General features: G+C 59.5%; 14 protein-coding genes. 3 read left to right on the top strand and 11 right to left on the bottom strand.

From position 1 onward, the window contains the following. Positions 1-6: 6 nt before the first annotated feature. The 4 genes from V6N02_RS14385 to V6N02_RS14370 form a co-directional block, all read right to left on the bottom strand. Positions 7-498, bottom strand: coding sequence for a periplasmic heavy metal sensor (locus tag V6N02_RS14385; protein WP_371226403.1), 492 nt, complete (start codon positions 496-498; stop codon positions 7-9). Beyond that, on the bottom strand, positions 498-872 hold the full coding sequence (locus tag V6N02_RS14380) for a hypothetical protein (RefSeq protein WP_371226401.1): 375 nt from the start codon (positions 870-872) through the stop codon (positions 498-500). The genes V6N02_RS14385 and V6N02_RS14380 overlap by 1 nt, the downstream gene beginning before the upstream one ends. Beyond that, positions 869-1,453 (bottom strand): RNA polymerase sigma factor, encoded by a 585-nt coding sequence (locus V6N02_RS14375; protein WP_371227138.1) that lies wholly within the window; start codon positions 1,451-1,453, stop codon positions 869-871. Before V6N02_RS14375 ends, V6N02_RS14380 begins: the two co-directional genes overlap by 4 nt. A gap of 81 nt (positions 1,454-1,534) precedes the next feature. Beyond that, the gene (locus V6N02_RS14370) at positions 1,535-1,996 is read right to left on the bottom strand and encodes an EF-hand domain-containing protein (RefSeq protein ID WP_371226399.1); all 462 of its coding nucleotides are present in this window, start codon (positions 1,994-1,996) and stop codon (positions 1,535-1,537) included. A 216-nt stretch (positions 1,997-2,212) separates the two neighbouring features. Between V6N02_RS14370 and V6N02_RS14365 the strand changes: the two genes are divergently transcribed. Both V6N02_RS14365 and V6N02_RS14360 read left to right on the top strand, forming a co-directional pair. Further along, positions 2,213-2,602, top strand: coding sequence for a DUF983 domain-containing protein (locus tag V6N02_RS14365; RefSeq protein WP_371226397.1), 390 nt, complete (start codon positions 2,213-2,215; stop codon positions 2,600-2,602). Positions 2,603-2,628: 26 nt separating this feature from the next. Beyond that, a complete protein-coding gene (locus tag V6N02_RS14360) occupies positions 2,629-3,342 on the top strand; it encodes an NUDIX hydrolase (RefSeq protein WP_371226395.1) in 714 nt (237 codons plus the stop codon). Here the strand turns inward: V6N02_RS14360 and glyS are convergent. From glyS to V6N02_RS14340, 4 genes are read right to left on the bottom strand one after another with little or no spacing between them, the layout of a single operon-like run. Next, the gene (glyS, locus tag V6N02_RS14355; protein ID WP_371226393.1) at positions 3,339-5,732 is read right to left on the bottom strand and encodes a glycine--tRNA ligase subunit beta; all 2,394 of its coding nucleotides are present in this window, start codon (positions 5,730-5,732) and stop codon (positions 3,339-3,341) included. The genes V6N02_RS14360 and glyS overlap by 4 nt on opposite strands. A 3-nt stretch (positions 5,733-5,735) precedes the next feature. After that, positions 5,736-6,260, bottom strand: coding sequence for a DUF6446 family protein (locus V6N02_RS14350; protein ID WP_371226391.1), 525 nt, complete (start codon positions 6,258-6,260; stop codon positions 5,736-5,738). Further along, positions 6,260-6,616: a VOC family protein gene (locus tag V6N02_RS14345; RefSeq protein ID WP_371226389.1), complete on the bottom strand. Its 357-nt coding sequence runs from the start codon at positions 6,614-6,616 to the stop codon at positions 6,260-6,262. Before V6N02_RS14345 ends, V6N02_RS14350 begins: the two co-directional genes overlap by 1 nt. Next, positions 6,613-7,542 (bottom strand): glycine--tRNA ligase subunit alpha, encoded by a 930-nt coding sequence (locus tag V6N02_RS14340; RefSeq protein WP_371227135.1) that lies wholly within the window; start codon positions 7,540-7,542, stop codon positions 6,613-6,615. Before V6N02_RS14340 ends, V6N02_RS14345 begins: the two co-directional genes overlap by 4 nt. A 212-nt stretch (positions 7,543-7,754) precedes the next feature. On the opposite strand from V6N02_RS14340, the gene V6N02_RS14335 reads away from it, so the two are divergent. After that, positions 7,755-9,515 (top strand): trypsin-like peptidase domain-containing protein, encoded by a 1,761-nt coding sequence (locus tag V6N02_RS14335; protein ID WP_371226387.1) that lies wholly within the window; start codon positions 7,755-7,757, stop codon positions 9,513-9,515. Positions 9,516-9,603: 88 nt separating this feature from the next. Here V6N02_RS14335 and V6N02_RS14330 read toward each other — a convergent pair whose 3' ends face one another. The 3 genes from V6N02_RS14330 to V6N02_RS14320 all read right to left on the bottom strand — a co-directional run. Next, the gene (locus tag V6N02_RS14330; RefSeq protein ID WP_371226385.1) at positions 9,604-10,857 is read right to left on the bottom strand and encodes a CoA transferase; all 1,254 of its coding nucleotides are present in this window, start codon (positions 10,855-10,857) and stop codon (positions 9,604-9,606) included. Then, positions 10,854-11,714, bottom strand: a complete 861-nt coding sequence (locus V6N02_RS14325; protein ID WP_371226383.1) for an HTD2 family dehydratase — start codon at positions 11,712-11,714, stop codon at positions 10,854-10,856. The genes V6N02_RS14330 and V6N02_RS14325 overlap by 4 nt, the downstream gene beginning before the upstream one ends. A 395-nt stretch (positions 11,715-12,109) precedes the next feature. Continuing rightward, positions 12,110-12,338: EF-Tu C-terminal domain-related protein (locus tag V6N02_RS14320; protein WP_478013484.1), on the bottom strand; the 229-nt coding region annotated here is incomplete at its 5' end.

Raw genomic sequence — 12,338 nt, 5'->3', positions numbered from 1 at the left:
GATCTGTTATCGTTTCTCTTTACGTCCGCGATCCAGTCTTTTCTCCAAGCGGTCCGCGAAGGCAGCACGCTCTTCAACGCTCATCTTCTCGATCCGCTCCAGCATCAATCCCTGACCAAAGGCCATCCGATCATTCAGGAAGGCCCGTTGGCGCGCGAGGTGACCGGCGACCACCTCACGATCAAAACGGTCTACGCGCAGATCCGCCACCAGTGCCTCTAGGGCGGCACGTCTTTCGTTTTGCCCGTCGGGCGTCTTATCGAAGGCACGGCGCATCTCGCGGCCAATCTCGTGTCGGTCGCGTTTCGACAGCGCCCGGGTCAGTGGGCCACCCATCTGTTCGATGCGTGCGCCGGGGCCACGCTCTTTGCCGCCCCATTTTATGACCGAGCCGACAACGGCACCCACTACAAGCAGATTCAGCGCCAGCGAAAGACCAAACACCACCCGCAGCCAAGGCCGCATCCCAGCGCTGGTTTTTTGTTCCGGGCTGTCCATCACATAGCCTCCTCAACCAGACCAAGGGCCACATCAGCACTGGTATCAATCAGATAGGCAGTGGCATCCGGCCCCAGATATCCGCCACTCAACTCCTGCAAAACAACCGGCGGACTGATCCCCAACCAGAGCCCGGCCACTGCCGCAGTGGTCAGCCCACCCATCGCAGGCCAGCCTCCCAGCAGGCAGAACAGCTGTGTCATGGGACTGATCCGAACGGGCGCGGGCGTCACAGCCGACGGCGCTTTCTTTTGCACAGCCTCGGCATCATTCAGAACGCGGGCAAGCAGATCGTCCGAAGGGGTCGGCGCGGCGGCGCGCGCGACGGCAAAATGGGCGTCAAGCGCGGTCATGTCATCATCTTCCTGCGTCATTCTGTGTACCCCAATTCATCCTGTCTGTCTTTCAGCCCGGCCGCCAGCGCCCGTTTTCCCCGCGCGGTCAGGCTTTCCACCGCCTCAACGCTGATCTGCATAATCTCGGCAATCTCCGGATTGGCCAAGCCCTCAATATGGCGCAGCACCACCGCTTCACGCTGCCGATCCGGCAGATCACTCAACGCGGCTTGCAGCGCATCGGCACGGGCCCTGTCCTGCATGGCCTCTAACGCCGAGGGGCGCTCATCCTGAGGATCCTCCGCCGCGTCAAGCGGGCTCGAGCGCGCCCGGCGGCGCAACCGATCCGTGCTCAGATTGGCCACCACGCGATAAAGCCAGGTGGTCACCTTGGCCTCGCCCTGCCGCCATTCAGGCGCGATTTTCCACAAGCGCAACATCGCCTCTTGCGCGATGTCTTCAGCCTCGGACCGATTGCCGGTCATGCGAAAGGCATGGGCCAGCACACGCGGCGTCAAGCGCAGGGTCAGGGCACGCGCCGCGACGCGGTCGCCATTGGCAAACAGCACCAACAACGCCTCATCCGGGATATCACTTGTCTGATCCAGCGCCATGTCCATCATTCGGGCCTACCCTGCGCGGCCCCTTCGTGCAATGAGGGGCGCAGAGGTCGAAACCCCCGCGCCCACCCGCGAGTGGTATCAGCCTTTATCAGCCTTGTTTTTGGCACGCTTGGCTTTCATCTCGTCGAATTCCGCGCGCGAGATTGCACCATCGCCATCAGTATCGGCCCGATCGAACATCTTGCCCATCCGTTTGGGTTTGATCTCATCCGGGCTGAGTTGATTGTCGCCATTGGCATCATGGCGCTTCATCATGTGGCTGATGCGTTTTTCGATACGATCAGCCGATTTCGCCTGCATCCCTTCGCGCATCTCGGCTTCGCTGACCTGACCGTCGCCATCGGTATCCATCTTCATGAATTGGATGCGACGATGATCGCGCATCTCGTCCTTGGTCAGCTTGCCATCGGCATTGGTATCAACCTCTTCAAAACTGAATTGCGGGCCACGGGGCGGTTTGCCATCTTCTTGGGCATGGGCCAAACCGGCACCGGTGAGGATCGCAACGCTGAGCGCGCCCATCAAAAATACGTTGTTCATGGTCTGCCTCTCTTTAACACTCTGTCTCATCTACTGTTCGAAACCGGCCTCTCTGCCTGTTTCTGATAGGTTTTACGGCGCAGCCCGAACGTTCCGTCGCACAAAGCTCAAAAAACTTGCAGGGCTTTGCGACATGGAGACGCATCGGGAATTTAATCCTTTATGTTTCCACTCACATGGATCAGAAACGGGCATTCGCGAACGAGCAGGTGCGCTATGAGTGACGCAACAGATATTCCAGTGGAACGCCCGGTGTGGCCGTCAGTGTTCAAAGGGTTCCGCGGCAAATGCCCGAATTGTGGCAGCGGTCCGCTGTTGAAAGGATACCTGAAAGTGCGGGACACCTGCACGGTGTGTCGCGAGGAATTGCATCATCACCGCGCCGATGATGGCCCGGCCTACCTGACCATCCTGATTGTGGGGCACCTGATGGCGCCGCTTCTGCATATCGTGTTCGTGCATTTCCGCCCCGAGCCACTGGTTCTGTTCACCATTTTCGCTATTGGATGTGTCGGCCTGTCGCTTTACCTTCTGCCTCGATTGAAAGGGGCAATCGTGGGCTTCCAATGGGCGCGCATGATGCATGGGTTCGGCAACAAGACCTGACCCTTTCCTCCGAGAAAGGGCCGATCATGAGCACTGCCACCATCGACAAGACCGCCATTCGCAACGCCGCCACGGTGATCGTGCTGCGCGATCGCGCCACTGATCCACATGTATTGATGGGCCAGCGCGGAGCCAAGGCGGCCTTCATGCCCAACAAGTTCGTCTTTCCCGGCGGCGCATTGGATGCGGCAGATTCGCATGTGCCGCTGGCCACGCCCCTACCCGCGCTCTGTGCCGATCGTCTGGCCGAGGACAGCGCGAGCGACCTCTCTCATGCCCTTGCCATCGCCGCCATTCGCGAGCTTTGGGAGGAAACCGGGCTGATCCTTGGCACCCCCGGCGACTGGCCCGGCACCCCGGCCGAGGATTGGGTCGAATTTGCCGCAACGGGCCACGTGCCTTCGGCCGAGGCACTGCAATTCGTGTTCCGCGCAATCACGCCGCCGGGCCGCCCGCGCCGGTTTGATGCGCGGTTTTTCCTGATTGATTCCGGGGCGATTGCCAGCGATCTGGATGATTTCTCGCGCGCTGAGGATGAGTTGTCCCATCTGCAATGGGTCCCGCTGGCCAAGGCACGGCATGAATATGACCTGCCCTTCATCACCGAGGTCGTGCTGGCCGAGGTCGAGGCGCGCGCGCATGATCCCAGCCCGCCTCAATCGGTGCCGTTCTTTCGCAATGATGACGAAACCAGCCTGTTCCTGCGCCTGCGCGGCTACGATCCGAACGCCGACGATTAACCTTCCAGCTTGGTTAAATCCGCTGCTTGCCCGCAAATCTGGCGAATGCGGCTGAGCAGGTTCAACCGGTTGCGCCGCACCACGGAATTGTCGGTATTGACCTGCACCGCCTCGAAAAACGCATCAACAGCAGGGCGCAGGGCGGCCATCGCCCCCATCGCCCCGGCGAAATCCTCGGATTCCAGCGCCTTGGAGATCTGCCCTTCGGCGGTATCAAGCGCGGCAAAGAGGGTCTTTTCCTCGTCGGTTTCCGCGAATTTCACATCCGCCCCATAGGAATACTCGACCCCATCTTTTTCTTCGGCCTGAGACAGGATGTTGTTGGCCCGCTTGAAGCCTTGCACAAGGTTCTCACCATCCTCGGTCGCCAGCACCTCGCTTAGCGCCTTGGCTCGCGCCACCACCCGCGCCAGATCATCGGCACCTTCGTCAAGACAGGCGTCAATCACGTCATGGCGAATACCCTGATCGCGGAGGTAAACCTTGAGGCGGTCATGGAAGAAGGAGAGGAGCGAATCCGCTTCATTCTTAAGGAACGAAACTACATTCTCTACTTCACCAAGAAATTCCCGAGCATGTTCGTGTTCAGACCCTCCATACATGTCCGCCATGTATTCGGTTCTGCCATCTTCATCGAAACTAAGGTAGTTGACCACTCCGTACAGCAGGCCGGAGTAATCTGCCAGTTCTTTAGATGGTGAGTTTTCCAAGTCTCGCCACATTGCCAAAAACGGCAGCTTAGATCGCCAACCGATGAATGCTTCCCAAATGGCATCTACAGCACCCTCAGAAGTAAATGATCCGATATTCCTATATTCTTCTACAGAGTACAGCATATCAAGATCATAGTAGCGCATCAGCTTCTGGAGCATTTGTCCGAAGTTTACCTCGGGCAGCGAAATTCTCAAATTATTTTTTAAAATCAAACGGATCACCCCTAGCGCCGCACGGCGCAAGGCAAAGGGATCCTTTGACCCGGTGGGTTTTTCGTCAATCGCCCAGAAGCCGGTCAGCAGGTCCAGTTTGTCGGCTAGGGCCACGGCCACTGCGACAGGCGCTGTGGGCACATCATCGGATGGGCCAAGCGGCGAGTAGTGTTCTTCAGCGGCAACGGCGACCTCTTCGGGCAGGCCCGCCTCAAGCGCATAGTAGCGTCCCATTAAGCCCTGCAATTCGGGGAATTCATAGACCATTTCCGAGCTCAGATCGGCCTTGGCCACCTTCGCCGCCTGTTCGGCCAGATCGGGATCGGCCCCCACAACCGGGGCCAGTTCGCGGGCCAGCGCGGCAATGCGATTGATCCGCTCGGCCTGTGATCCCAAACGCCGCTCAAACGTGACATTCTCAAGCTGTTTGATCCACGCGCCCATGCCGTCCTTGGCGATGCGCAGGTCGTTTTCCCAGAAGAATTTCGCATCGGCCAGCCGGGCAGACAGCACCTTTTGGTTGCCGGCCAGAATGGTCGCGCCCTGATCGGCCGTCTCAATATTGGCGACGGTGATAAAGCGTTCAATCCGCCCCGTCTTGGGATTGCGCACCGAAAAGAATTTCTGATGCTCTTTCATCGAGGTTTGTAACACCTCGGGCGGCAGGCTCAGGAAATCTTCATCAATCGTACCCATCAGCACGATGGGCCATTCCACCAACCCTGCGACCTCGGTCAAAAGCCCTTTATCCTCAACCACTTCAAGCCCCGATGCAAAGGCCAGATTGCTGGCCTCCTGCCAGATATGCTCGGCCCGCTCACCCGCGTTCAGCACCACATGGGCGCGTTTCAGCTTGGTCTCGTAGTCTTCAAACGACGACACGGTAAACGCATCCGGGGCCATAAAGCGATGACCTTGCGTGCTGTTGCCCGTCGTAATCCCGTCGATCTCCAACGCAACGGTCTGTGCCTCGCCCGCGTCATCGGTCAGGATGCACAGGATCGAGTGCAATGGGCGCACCCAGCGCAGGCCGCCCGCCCCCCAGCGCATGGATTTGGGCCAGGGGAAATTGCGGATCACATCCTCAAGCACCTCGGCCACGATCTCGGCCGCCGGACGGCCGGGCTTTTCAATAACCGCGAAGTAGACCTGCCCTTTTTTCTCGTCCCGGATTTCCAGATCCTCAAGGGCCACACCGGCCCCGCGCAAGAACCCTTCGATGGCTTTTTCAGGTGCATCAACCCGCGGGCCTTTGCGTTCTTCACGCAAGGCGGGCGATTCAGCCAGCATGCCGTTGATGGTCAGCGCCAGACGACGCGGCGTGGTGAACACCGCCGCCCCGGCATAGGTCAGCCCGGCCTCGACCAGCCCGTCGGTCATCCGCTTTTTCAGATCCTCACCGGCACGCGCCTGCATGCGGGCGGGGATTTCCTCGGAAAAGAGTTCGATCAGAAGGTCAGGCATGGCTTAATTCCTTTCCGGTGGGGTCGGACAGTCTTCGGGCACCGGGTTGCCATCAAACACAACCTCGCCGCAGCGGTTGATCTGGTGCCAGGCATAGCCGCGGCCATCTTCGGTGATCGCCACGATCCGGTCGATCCCGTATTGCACGTCGCGCACCCCCAGAAAGGCCAACGCGGTACCCGCTTCCAGTTCTGACCCGAGGGCCTCGGCATCAAAACACTCAAACCAGTCGGGGGCGACCAATGGTTCGGCGTCCTCGTAAGGTTCATAGGTCTCAGAAAGCATCGCATGGCTCATCGTGGTGGTGAAACAGGCACGATAGCGGATCGGAGAACTGCTGGCGTCAATGCCCTGAAATTCATCGTAAAGCACCGGTTCAGCCTCACCCGAAACAAGCGAGACGAGGGTCACGTCGTCTGTGCCGTTCGGCTCAAGCGTTTCGTAGAAATGATAGACCTGCAGATAATACATCGCCGCGCCGGCGACCAAGGCGGCGACCACAATGGATCCTCCCAGAATTTTACCCATCATGCGTTGTCCGCCCCGAAGCAAAGACGGTTGCCGTCCGGGTCCACGATCTCGATTTCACGCATTCCGTAAACGGCGTCGCGCGGGCCTTCGATCACGGTTCCAGCAGGCAGGCCGGCGGCAAAGGTGTCGACATCCCCGACATGGAAGTATGCCCGCCAGGTGGGTGATGGCGCGGGGTCTGCACCTTTCCACGTATCAACAAAGACCGTGGCTTGATCCCGGCGAAAGATGCCAAACCGTGGCGGATCACCGCCTTCTTCAGCAACAGAGAACCCCATGGTGTCCACCCAGAACGCCTTGGCGCGCGGATAATCCGCACCGCGCAAAACGGGGATGGAGGATGTAATCGTCATGCCGCGTGGCCCCCGGCTTCGGTTTGCACGAAGGCGTCGGCACATTGTTTGGCCAGTGCGCGCACACGTCCGATATAGGCCTGGCGTTCGGTGACAGAGATCACCCCGCGCGCATCCAGCAAGTTGAAGATATGGCTGGCCTTGATGCATTGGTCATAGGCCGGATGGGCCATGATGATGCGCTTACCGGTTTTGGGATCAACGTGCTCCTGCGAAAGGATCGCGGCGCATTCGGCCTCGGCCTCTTCGAAATGACGCAGCAGCACTGCGGTATCGGCCACGTCAAAATTGAAACGAGAGTATTCCTGCTCGGTCTGGCGGAACACGTCGCCGTATTTCAATGCAATCGGAGCATCGGGATCATTGAATGGCATATCCATCACATGATCAATGCCCAACACGTACATCGCCAGACGCTCCAACCCATAGGTCAACTCGCCCGAGACCGGGTGGCAATCATGGCCGCCGACCTGCTGAAAATAGGTGAACTGACTGACTTCCATTCCGTCACACCAAACTTCCCAGCCAAGGCCCCAGGCACCCAAGGTGGGACTTTCCCAGTCATCCTCGACAAAACGGATATCATGCAGGGCCATGTCGATGCCAATCGCCTCAAGCGAGCCGAGATATAAATCCTGTAAATCCGGCGGGCTGGGTTTGATCAGCACCTGATACTGATAATAGTGCTGCAGCCGGTTGGGATTCTCACCATAGCGCCCATCGGTGGGGCGGCGCGAGGGCTGCACATAGGCGGCTGCCCATGGATTGGAACCCAGCGAACGCAGGGTCGTGGCCGGGTGAAACGTCCCTGCCCCCACTTCCATGTCATAGGGCTGCATGATGGCACAGCCTTGGTGTGCCCAGTAGCTTTGAAGCCGCAGGATAATCTCCTGAAAACTGCGTGGTTTTGCCTTGTTTTCGGCCATGCTGTCCTCTGATCCATGCCCCGTCATTGTGCCGCCCCTACCTACGGCGCAGGCCCGGCAGCGTCAATCGCAGGTTTGGGGCGTGCGCACCCTGTCACAGGGCTGTACTGACAGGCAGGCAGGTTCATATTTCTGATGCGCCCGGCGACAGATTTGTTAAAAAGCAGGGAACCTTAACAAGGTCTGTTCCACGGAAGGGCAAAAGAGCCAAGATGACGCGCGTTTTTATTACACTCCTTTTTTCGATTACCCTGCTTATTCCGGCAGGACAGCCCGCCCAGGCACAACAGACCGCCTGGATCCAGATCGAGGCCCAACCCAGCCTGAACCGGGCGCAAGCCAGCATCCGCCAATATGCCAACCGCTTCTCGGATGTGAACGGGTTCTCCCTTGGTGGCGGCTGGTACGCCATTGCGCTTGGTCCCTACACACCGGAACAAGCGGCCCAACGGTTGCGCGCGCTGCGGGCAGATCGGGTGATCCCGCGCGACAGCTATCTGGCTGAAAGCGCCGATTTCCGGCAACAATTCTGGCCCGTCGGGGCCAACCTTCTGGACAGTCCGGCGCTGATCATCACCGAACCCCAACCTGAACCCACCCAACCCGATCCGGATGTGGTGCAGGTGGACCCGGTCCCCGAACCCGAGGCCGCAGATGAAACCCCGCGCGAGGCCCGCGCCAGCGAGGCTTTGCTGTCCCGCGAGGAGCGTGCGGAACTGCAAACTGCCTTGCAATGGGCCGGTTTCTATAACGGCGCGATCGATGCCGCCTTTGGCCGCGGCACCCGCAATTCCATGCGCAACTGGCAAGAGGCCAACGCGTTTGAATCCACAGGTATCCTGACCACCAAACAACGTGCCGAGTTGTTGCGGCAGTACAACGCGGTGCTGGATGGGCTGGGTCTGCAATTGGTGCGTGACGAGGCCGTGGGTATCGAAATGCGCCTGCCCACCGGGGTGGTCAGCTTTGACCGCTATGAAAGCCCGTTTGCACATTTTGCCCCAACCGGGGATATCGACGCGAAAGTTCTGCTGATCAGCCAGCGAGGCAACAAAAGCACGCTGGGCGGGCTGTTTGACATAATGCAAACGCTTGAGATCGTACCCGAAACCGGCCCGCGCGACCTGAAGGACAGTTCTTTTGTCCTGATCGGCGAGAGTACGTTGAAAATCTCGCACACCCAAGCGTGGTTGAAGGATGGCGAGATCAAGGGCTTCACCCTGGTCTGGCCTGCAGGCGACGAAGAGCGCCGCACCCGCCTTTTGGGTGAGATGCAGGAAAGCTTCCAACGTATTGACGGAGTGCTGGATGCGGCTGCGGGCACGTTGGAGAACCAAAGTATCGATCTGGTCTCGGGGTTGGAAATCCGCCGGCCTACCCTGTCGCGATCCGGCTTTTTCGTGGACAACTCAGGCATGGTCGTGACCACATCCGACGTGGTGGCCAATTGCGGACGCATCACCCTGGACGAGATTTATGAGGCCGAGCTGGCCGCCAATGACACAAAGTTTGGCATCGCAGTGCTGCGCCCTGTCGAGCAGTTGGCGCCAATGGCCGTGGCCGCGTTCCAAATGGCTGCCCCCCGCCTGCAATCGGATGTGGCCGTCGCCGGCTATTCCTATGGCGGTGTGTTGGGCGCACCCACGCTGACCTTTGGACAGCTGGCCGATGTAAAGGGCCTGAACGGTGAGGTGGAGCAGAAACGCCTGGCGCTGGCAGCCCTTGAAGGCGATGCCGGTGGCCCGGTGGTTGATGCCACAGGCGGTGTTCTGGGTATGCTGCTTCCTGCGCCCAGCGAAGGACGGCAACTGCCTGAAGGGGTCAGCTTGGCTGCAAACGCCGATACGGTGGCACAAGTCCTGCAACAGGCCGGTGTGTCGCCATCGGCGGCCACAGGCAACACTCAAATCGCGCCCGAGGCCCTGACCCGCAAAGCGTCGAATATGACGGTGCTGGTCAGTTGCTGGGAATGAGGTAAGCGCAGCGCGCCCATCCGACCTTTTGAAAATCGCCCCGGAGTGTAACCAGCCGGGTGTGTCTCAGAGATCCTCTGCCGCCCGATCAAGCGGCCGAGCGGCAGGCGCTACTGTGCTTGGACAGGTCCATGCCGCGCACCACACCCTTGTCGAACAATTGTCCGATCTCCCCATCTGACAGGCGGATCACATCGCCAAGGATTTCCTCGGTGTGCTCACCCAATCGCGGCGCAGGTACGGGTCTGCATCGCCCATGGCTGCCGAACTCGGCCGGGTATCCTGGTACCGGGAAACGGCCCACACCGGGTTGATCAATCACCGAGAACATCTGGTTTGCCTCACTCAGGTCAGGGTCTTTCTGAACCGCCTCCTTGACCGTGCGAAAGACGGACCATGTCAGGCCGCGCGTTTCAAACTCGGGGGCAAACTCTTCTACGCGGCGCGCGGCAAACCACGGGGCCAGAATGGCGGTGATCTGATGACGCAGGTCCCAGCGGGTGCCCTCTTCATTCATGTCACGGCCCATGCGACGACCCAGCTTGGCCATTGCCTCGACCGTGCCTGTCACGTTTAACAGGCCCTTCCACTGACCGTCTGTCAGACCAATTACCATCACTCGCTGCCCGTCGGCGCAGACGAAATCCTGCCCGTAAGCCCCGTAAAGCGCATTACCGGATTTGCTGCGATCATTGTCGTTGATCACCGCATCGCCAATCATCCCCAGATGCCCGATCGTCGCAGCAGCAACGTCCTTGAGCGACATCACCACCTCTTGCCCCGATCCTTTGCGCAGGCGGTGACGCTCGGCCGCCAGCAAGTTAGACACCATTTGATGCCCGGCCATCAGGTCCCAGCAGGGCAGCGCGTGGGCCACCGGTTCATCATAGCCTTCAGGCCCGGTCATGGCAGGGATGCCAAGGGCAGGATTGACGGTATAATCCACCTGCGGATTGCCATTCCGATCCCCGGTCAGCGTCGCCATTATCAGATCGGGACGCTGGGCGCTGAGGGTTTTGTAATCTGTAAATCCAGGCACGCGCAGGTTGGTCATGAACATGCCAGCGTCCTTGCCGGGCGCCGTGATCAGCTGCGTGATCAGATCGCGCCCCTCGGGGGTGCGCATATCCACGGCGATGGATTTCTTGCCCTTGTTCAGGCCCGCCCAGAACAGGCTGTCGCCCGACGGGGTCAGCGGCAGGCGGGTTGCATCAAGGCCTCCTTCCAGGCGGTCAATTCGGATCACCTCGGCCCCCATTTGCGCCAGGGTCATCCCCGCCAGCGGGACTGCCACAAAGGCCGAGCTTTCAACGACACGCATTCCGTCAAGAATTCTGTTCATTGCGTTTCCTCCCAGATGGCTGTGGCCTGCATCGTCTGATGCCCGGCCTGACCGACAAAAAGTTCAAGAGCGCATGGGTTTGGTTCGACCCCCATGATATCGAGCGTGCGCGGTTCCCCCGGGGTCAGCAGGCAGGGATGCACGCCGCGAAAATCGAAATGCTGTGGCAGGCGGCCCTTGTATGCGCGCGCGGCCTCGATCAGCCACATCGCCTGCAGGGGGCCGTGAATGACCAGCCCGGGATAGTGTTCAACCTCCCGCGCATATGGCAGATCGTAATGAATGCGGTGTGCGTTGAAGGTAATTGCTGAATAGCGGAACAACAGTGCTTCGGAGGCTTCGGCGGTCTCATGCAACACGGGCGTTTCGGGCAATGGCCGTTTTTTCGGCGGACTGAATGTGTCGGGAATGGCCAGGTAAACGATGTCCTGCTGCTCTTCGATCACCAGCCCGCGGTCGCCGTAAATCTGATGATCGACAGTGACAAACACCATGGGTCCGGTGGCACCCTCTTTCTCGGACACTTTGGCGATGGTCGAGCGGCGGGTGAACTGTTCGCCGACACGCAAAGGCGCGCCAAATGTCAGACGGCCCGAGGCCCACATTCGCCGCTCCAGTTTCACCGGCGGCAGGAAATCGCCCAGCATGGGGTGCCCATCGCGCGCCAGTTCATTCATCGGCACCGCGGGCGGGAAAGCGCACCAGTGCCACAACTGCGGCATCGCTTCGCCTTGGGTCGGAGTGGGGGTGCCGGGTTTGCCAAGCGTGGCGTGGATCTGCGCGGCCTGTCTCTGGCTGATGCACCCGTCAAGGGTTTCGCTCCGACCTTCCCAAGCGATCACATTTATCTGATCCATCTATCTCTCCTCCGTGTCATAACCAGAGTGCCGGAGGAAATAAAAAAGTCAATATTTCAATGACTTAGCGGAATACCGTAGTATGCCGAAGCGATGCTGCAATTGCAGAAACTCGGTATTGCCTTTTGTTTCCTATAGGAAAATTCGGATCAAAACGCTGCATCCGATGAGCGCGAAACCAGCACATTTCAGAGCAAATGCTGCGCCGCGCACGCCTCGCAAAGGCGCGGCAGATTGACCCATCTGCTCGGAAAAAGAGAGGACAGGTGTCTTCTGGACAAAAAAAGGGCACCCTTGGGGGCGCCCTTTTCGTGTGGTTTAGAGATCAGGTTTTTTGGTGAGTTGCCGGGCAATTCCCCTATCGCCTTACGGGCGTTTGCTAACGCAAGCCACCCTTACTCGATGATTTTAGCGACGACGCCGGCGCCGACGGTGCGGCCGCCTTCGCGGATGGCGAAGCGCAGGCCGTCTTCCATGGCGATCGGCGCGATCAGTTCAACACCGAACTTCAGGTTGTCGCCCGGCATCACCATCTCGGTGCCTTCGGGCAGCTCAACCGTACCGGTCACGTCGGTGGTGCGGAAGTAGAACTGCGGACGGTAGTTGGCGAAGAACGGCGTGTGA

Origin of the sequence: Roseovarius conchicola (assembly GCF_041403425.1) — a bacterium.
GTDB classification, from domain to species: domain Bacteria; phylum Pseudomonadota; class Alphaproteobacteria; order Rhodobacterales; family Rhodobacteraceae; genus Roseovarius; species Roseovarius conchicola.
Note: the sequence above shows the minus strand (reverse complement) of the source record. Positions and strands in the feature narration are given on the sequence as shown.

Excerpts from the sequence above, each read along its gene's own strand:
- V6N02_RS14385 (WP_371226403.1), bottom strand. The coding sequence starts at position 498 with ATGGACAGCCCGGAACAAAAAACCAGCGCTGGGATGCGGCCTTGGCTG.
- V6N02_RS14380 (WP_371226401.1), bottom strand. The coding sequence starts at position 872 with ATGACGCAGGAAGATGATGACATGACCGCGCTTGACGCCCATTTTGCC.
- V6N02_RS14375 (WP_371227138.1), bottom strand. The coding sequence starts at position 1,453 with ATGGACATGGCGCTGGATCAGACAAGTGATATCCCGGATGAGGCGTTG.
- V6N02_RS14370 (WP_371226399.1), bottom strand. The coding sequence starts at position 1,996 with ATGAACAACGTATTTTTGATGGGCGCGCTCAGCGTTGCGATCCTCACC.
- V6N02_RS14365 (WP_371226397.1), top strand. The coding sequence starts at position 2,213 with ATGAGTGACGCAACAGATATTCCAGTGGAACGCCCGGTGTGGCCGTCA.
- V6N02_RS14360 (WP_371226395.1), top strand. The coding sequence starts at position 2,629 with ATGAGCACTGCCACCATCGACAAGACCGCCATTCGCAACGCCGCCACG.
- glyS (WP_371226393.1), bottom strand. The coding sequence starts at position 5,732 with ATGCCTGACCTTCTGATCGAACTCTTTTCCGAGGAAATCCCCGCCCGC.
- V6N02_RS14350 (WP_371226391.1), bottom strand. The coding sequence starts at position 6,260 with ATGGGTAAAATTCTGGGAGGATCCATTGTGGTCGCCGCCTTGGTCGCC.
- V6N02_RS14345 (WP_371226389.1), bottom strand. The coding sequence starts at position 6,616 with ATGACGATTACATCCTCCATCCCCGTTTTGCGCGGTGCGGATTATCCG.
- V6N02_RS14340 (WP_371227135.1), bottom strand. The coding sequence starts at position 7,542 with ATGGCCGAAAACAAGGCAAAACCACGCAGTTTTCAGGAGATTATCCTG.
- V6N02_RS14335 (WP_371226387.1), top strand. The coding sequence starts at position 7,755 with ATGACGCGCGTTTTTATTACACTCCTTTTTTCGATTACCCTGCTTATT.
- V6N02_RS14330 (WP_371226385.1), bottom strand. The coding sequence starts at position 10,857 with ATGAACAGAATTCTTGACGGAATGCGTGTCGTTGAAAGCTCGGCCTTT.
- V6N02_RS14325 (WP_371226383.1), bottom strand. The coding sequence starts at position 11,714 with ATGGATCAGATAAATGTGATCGCTTGGGAAGGTCGGAGCGAAACCCTT.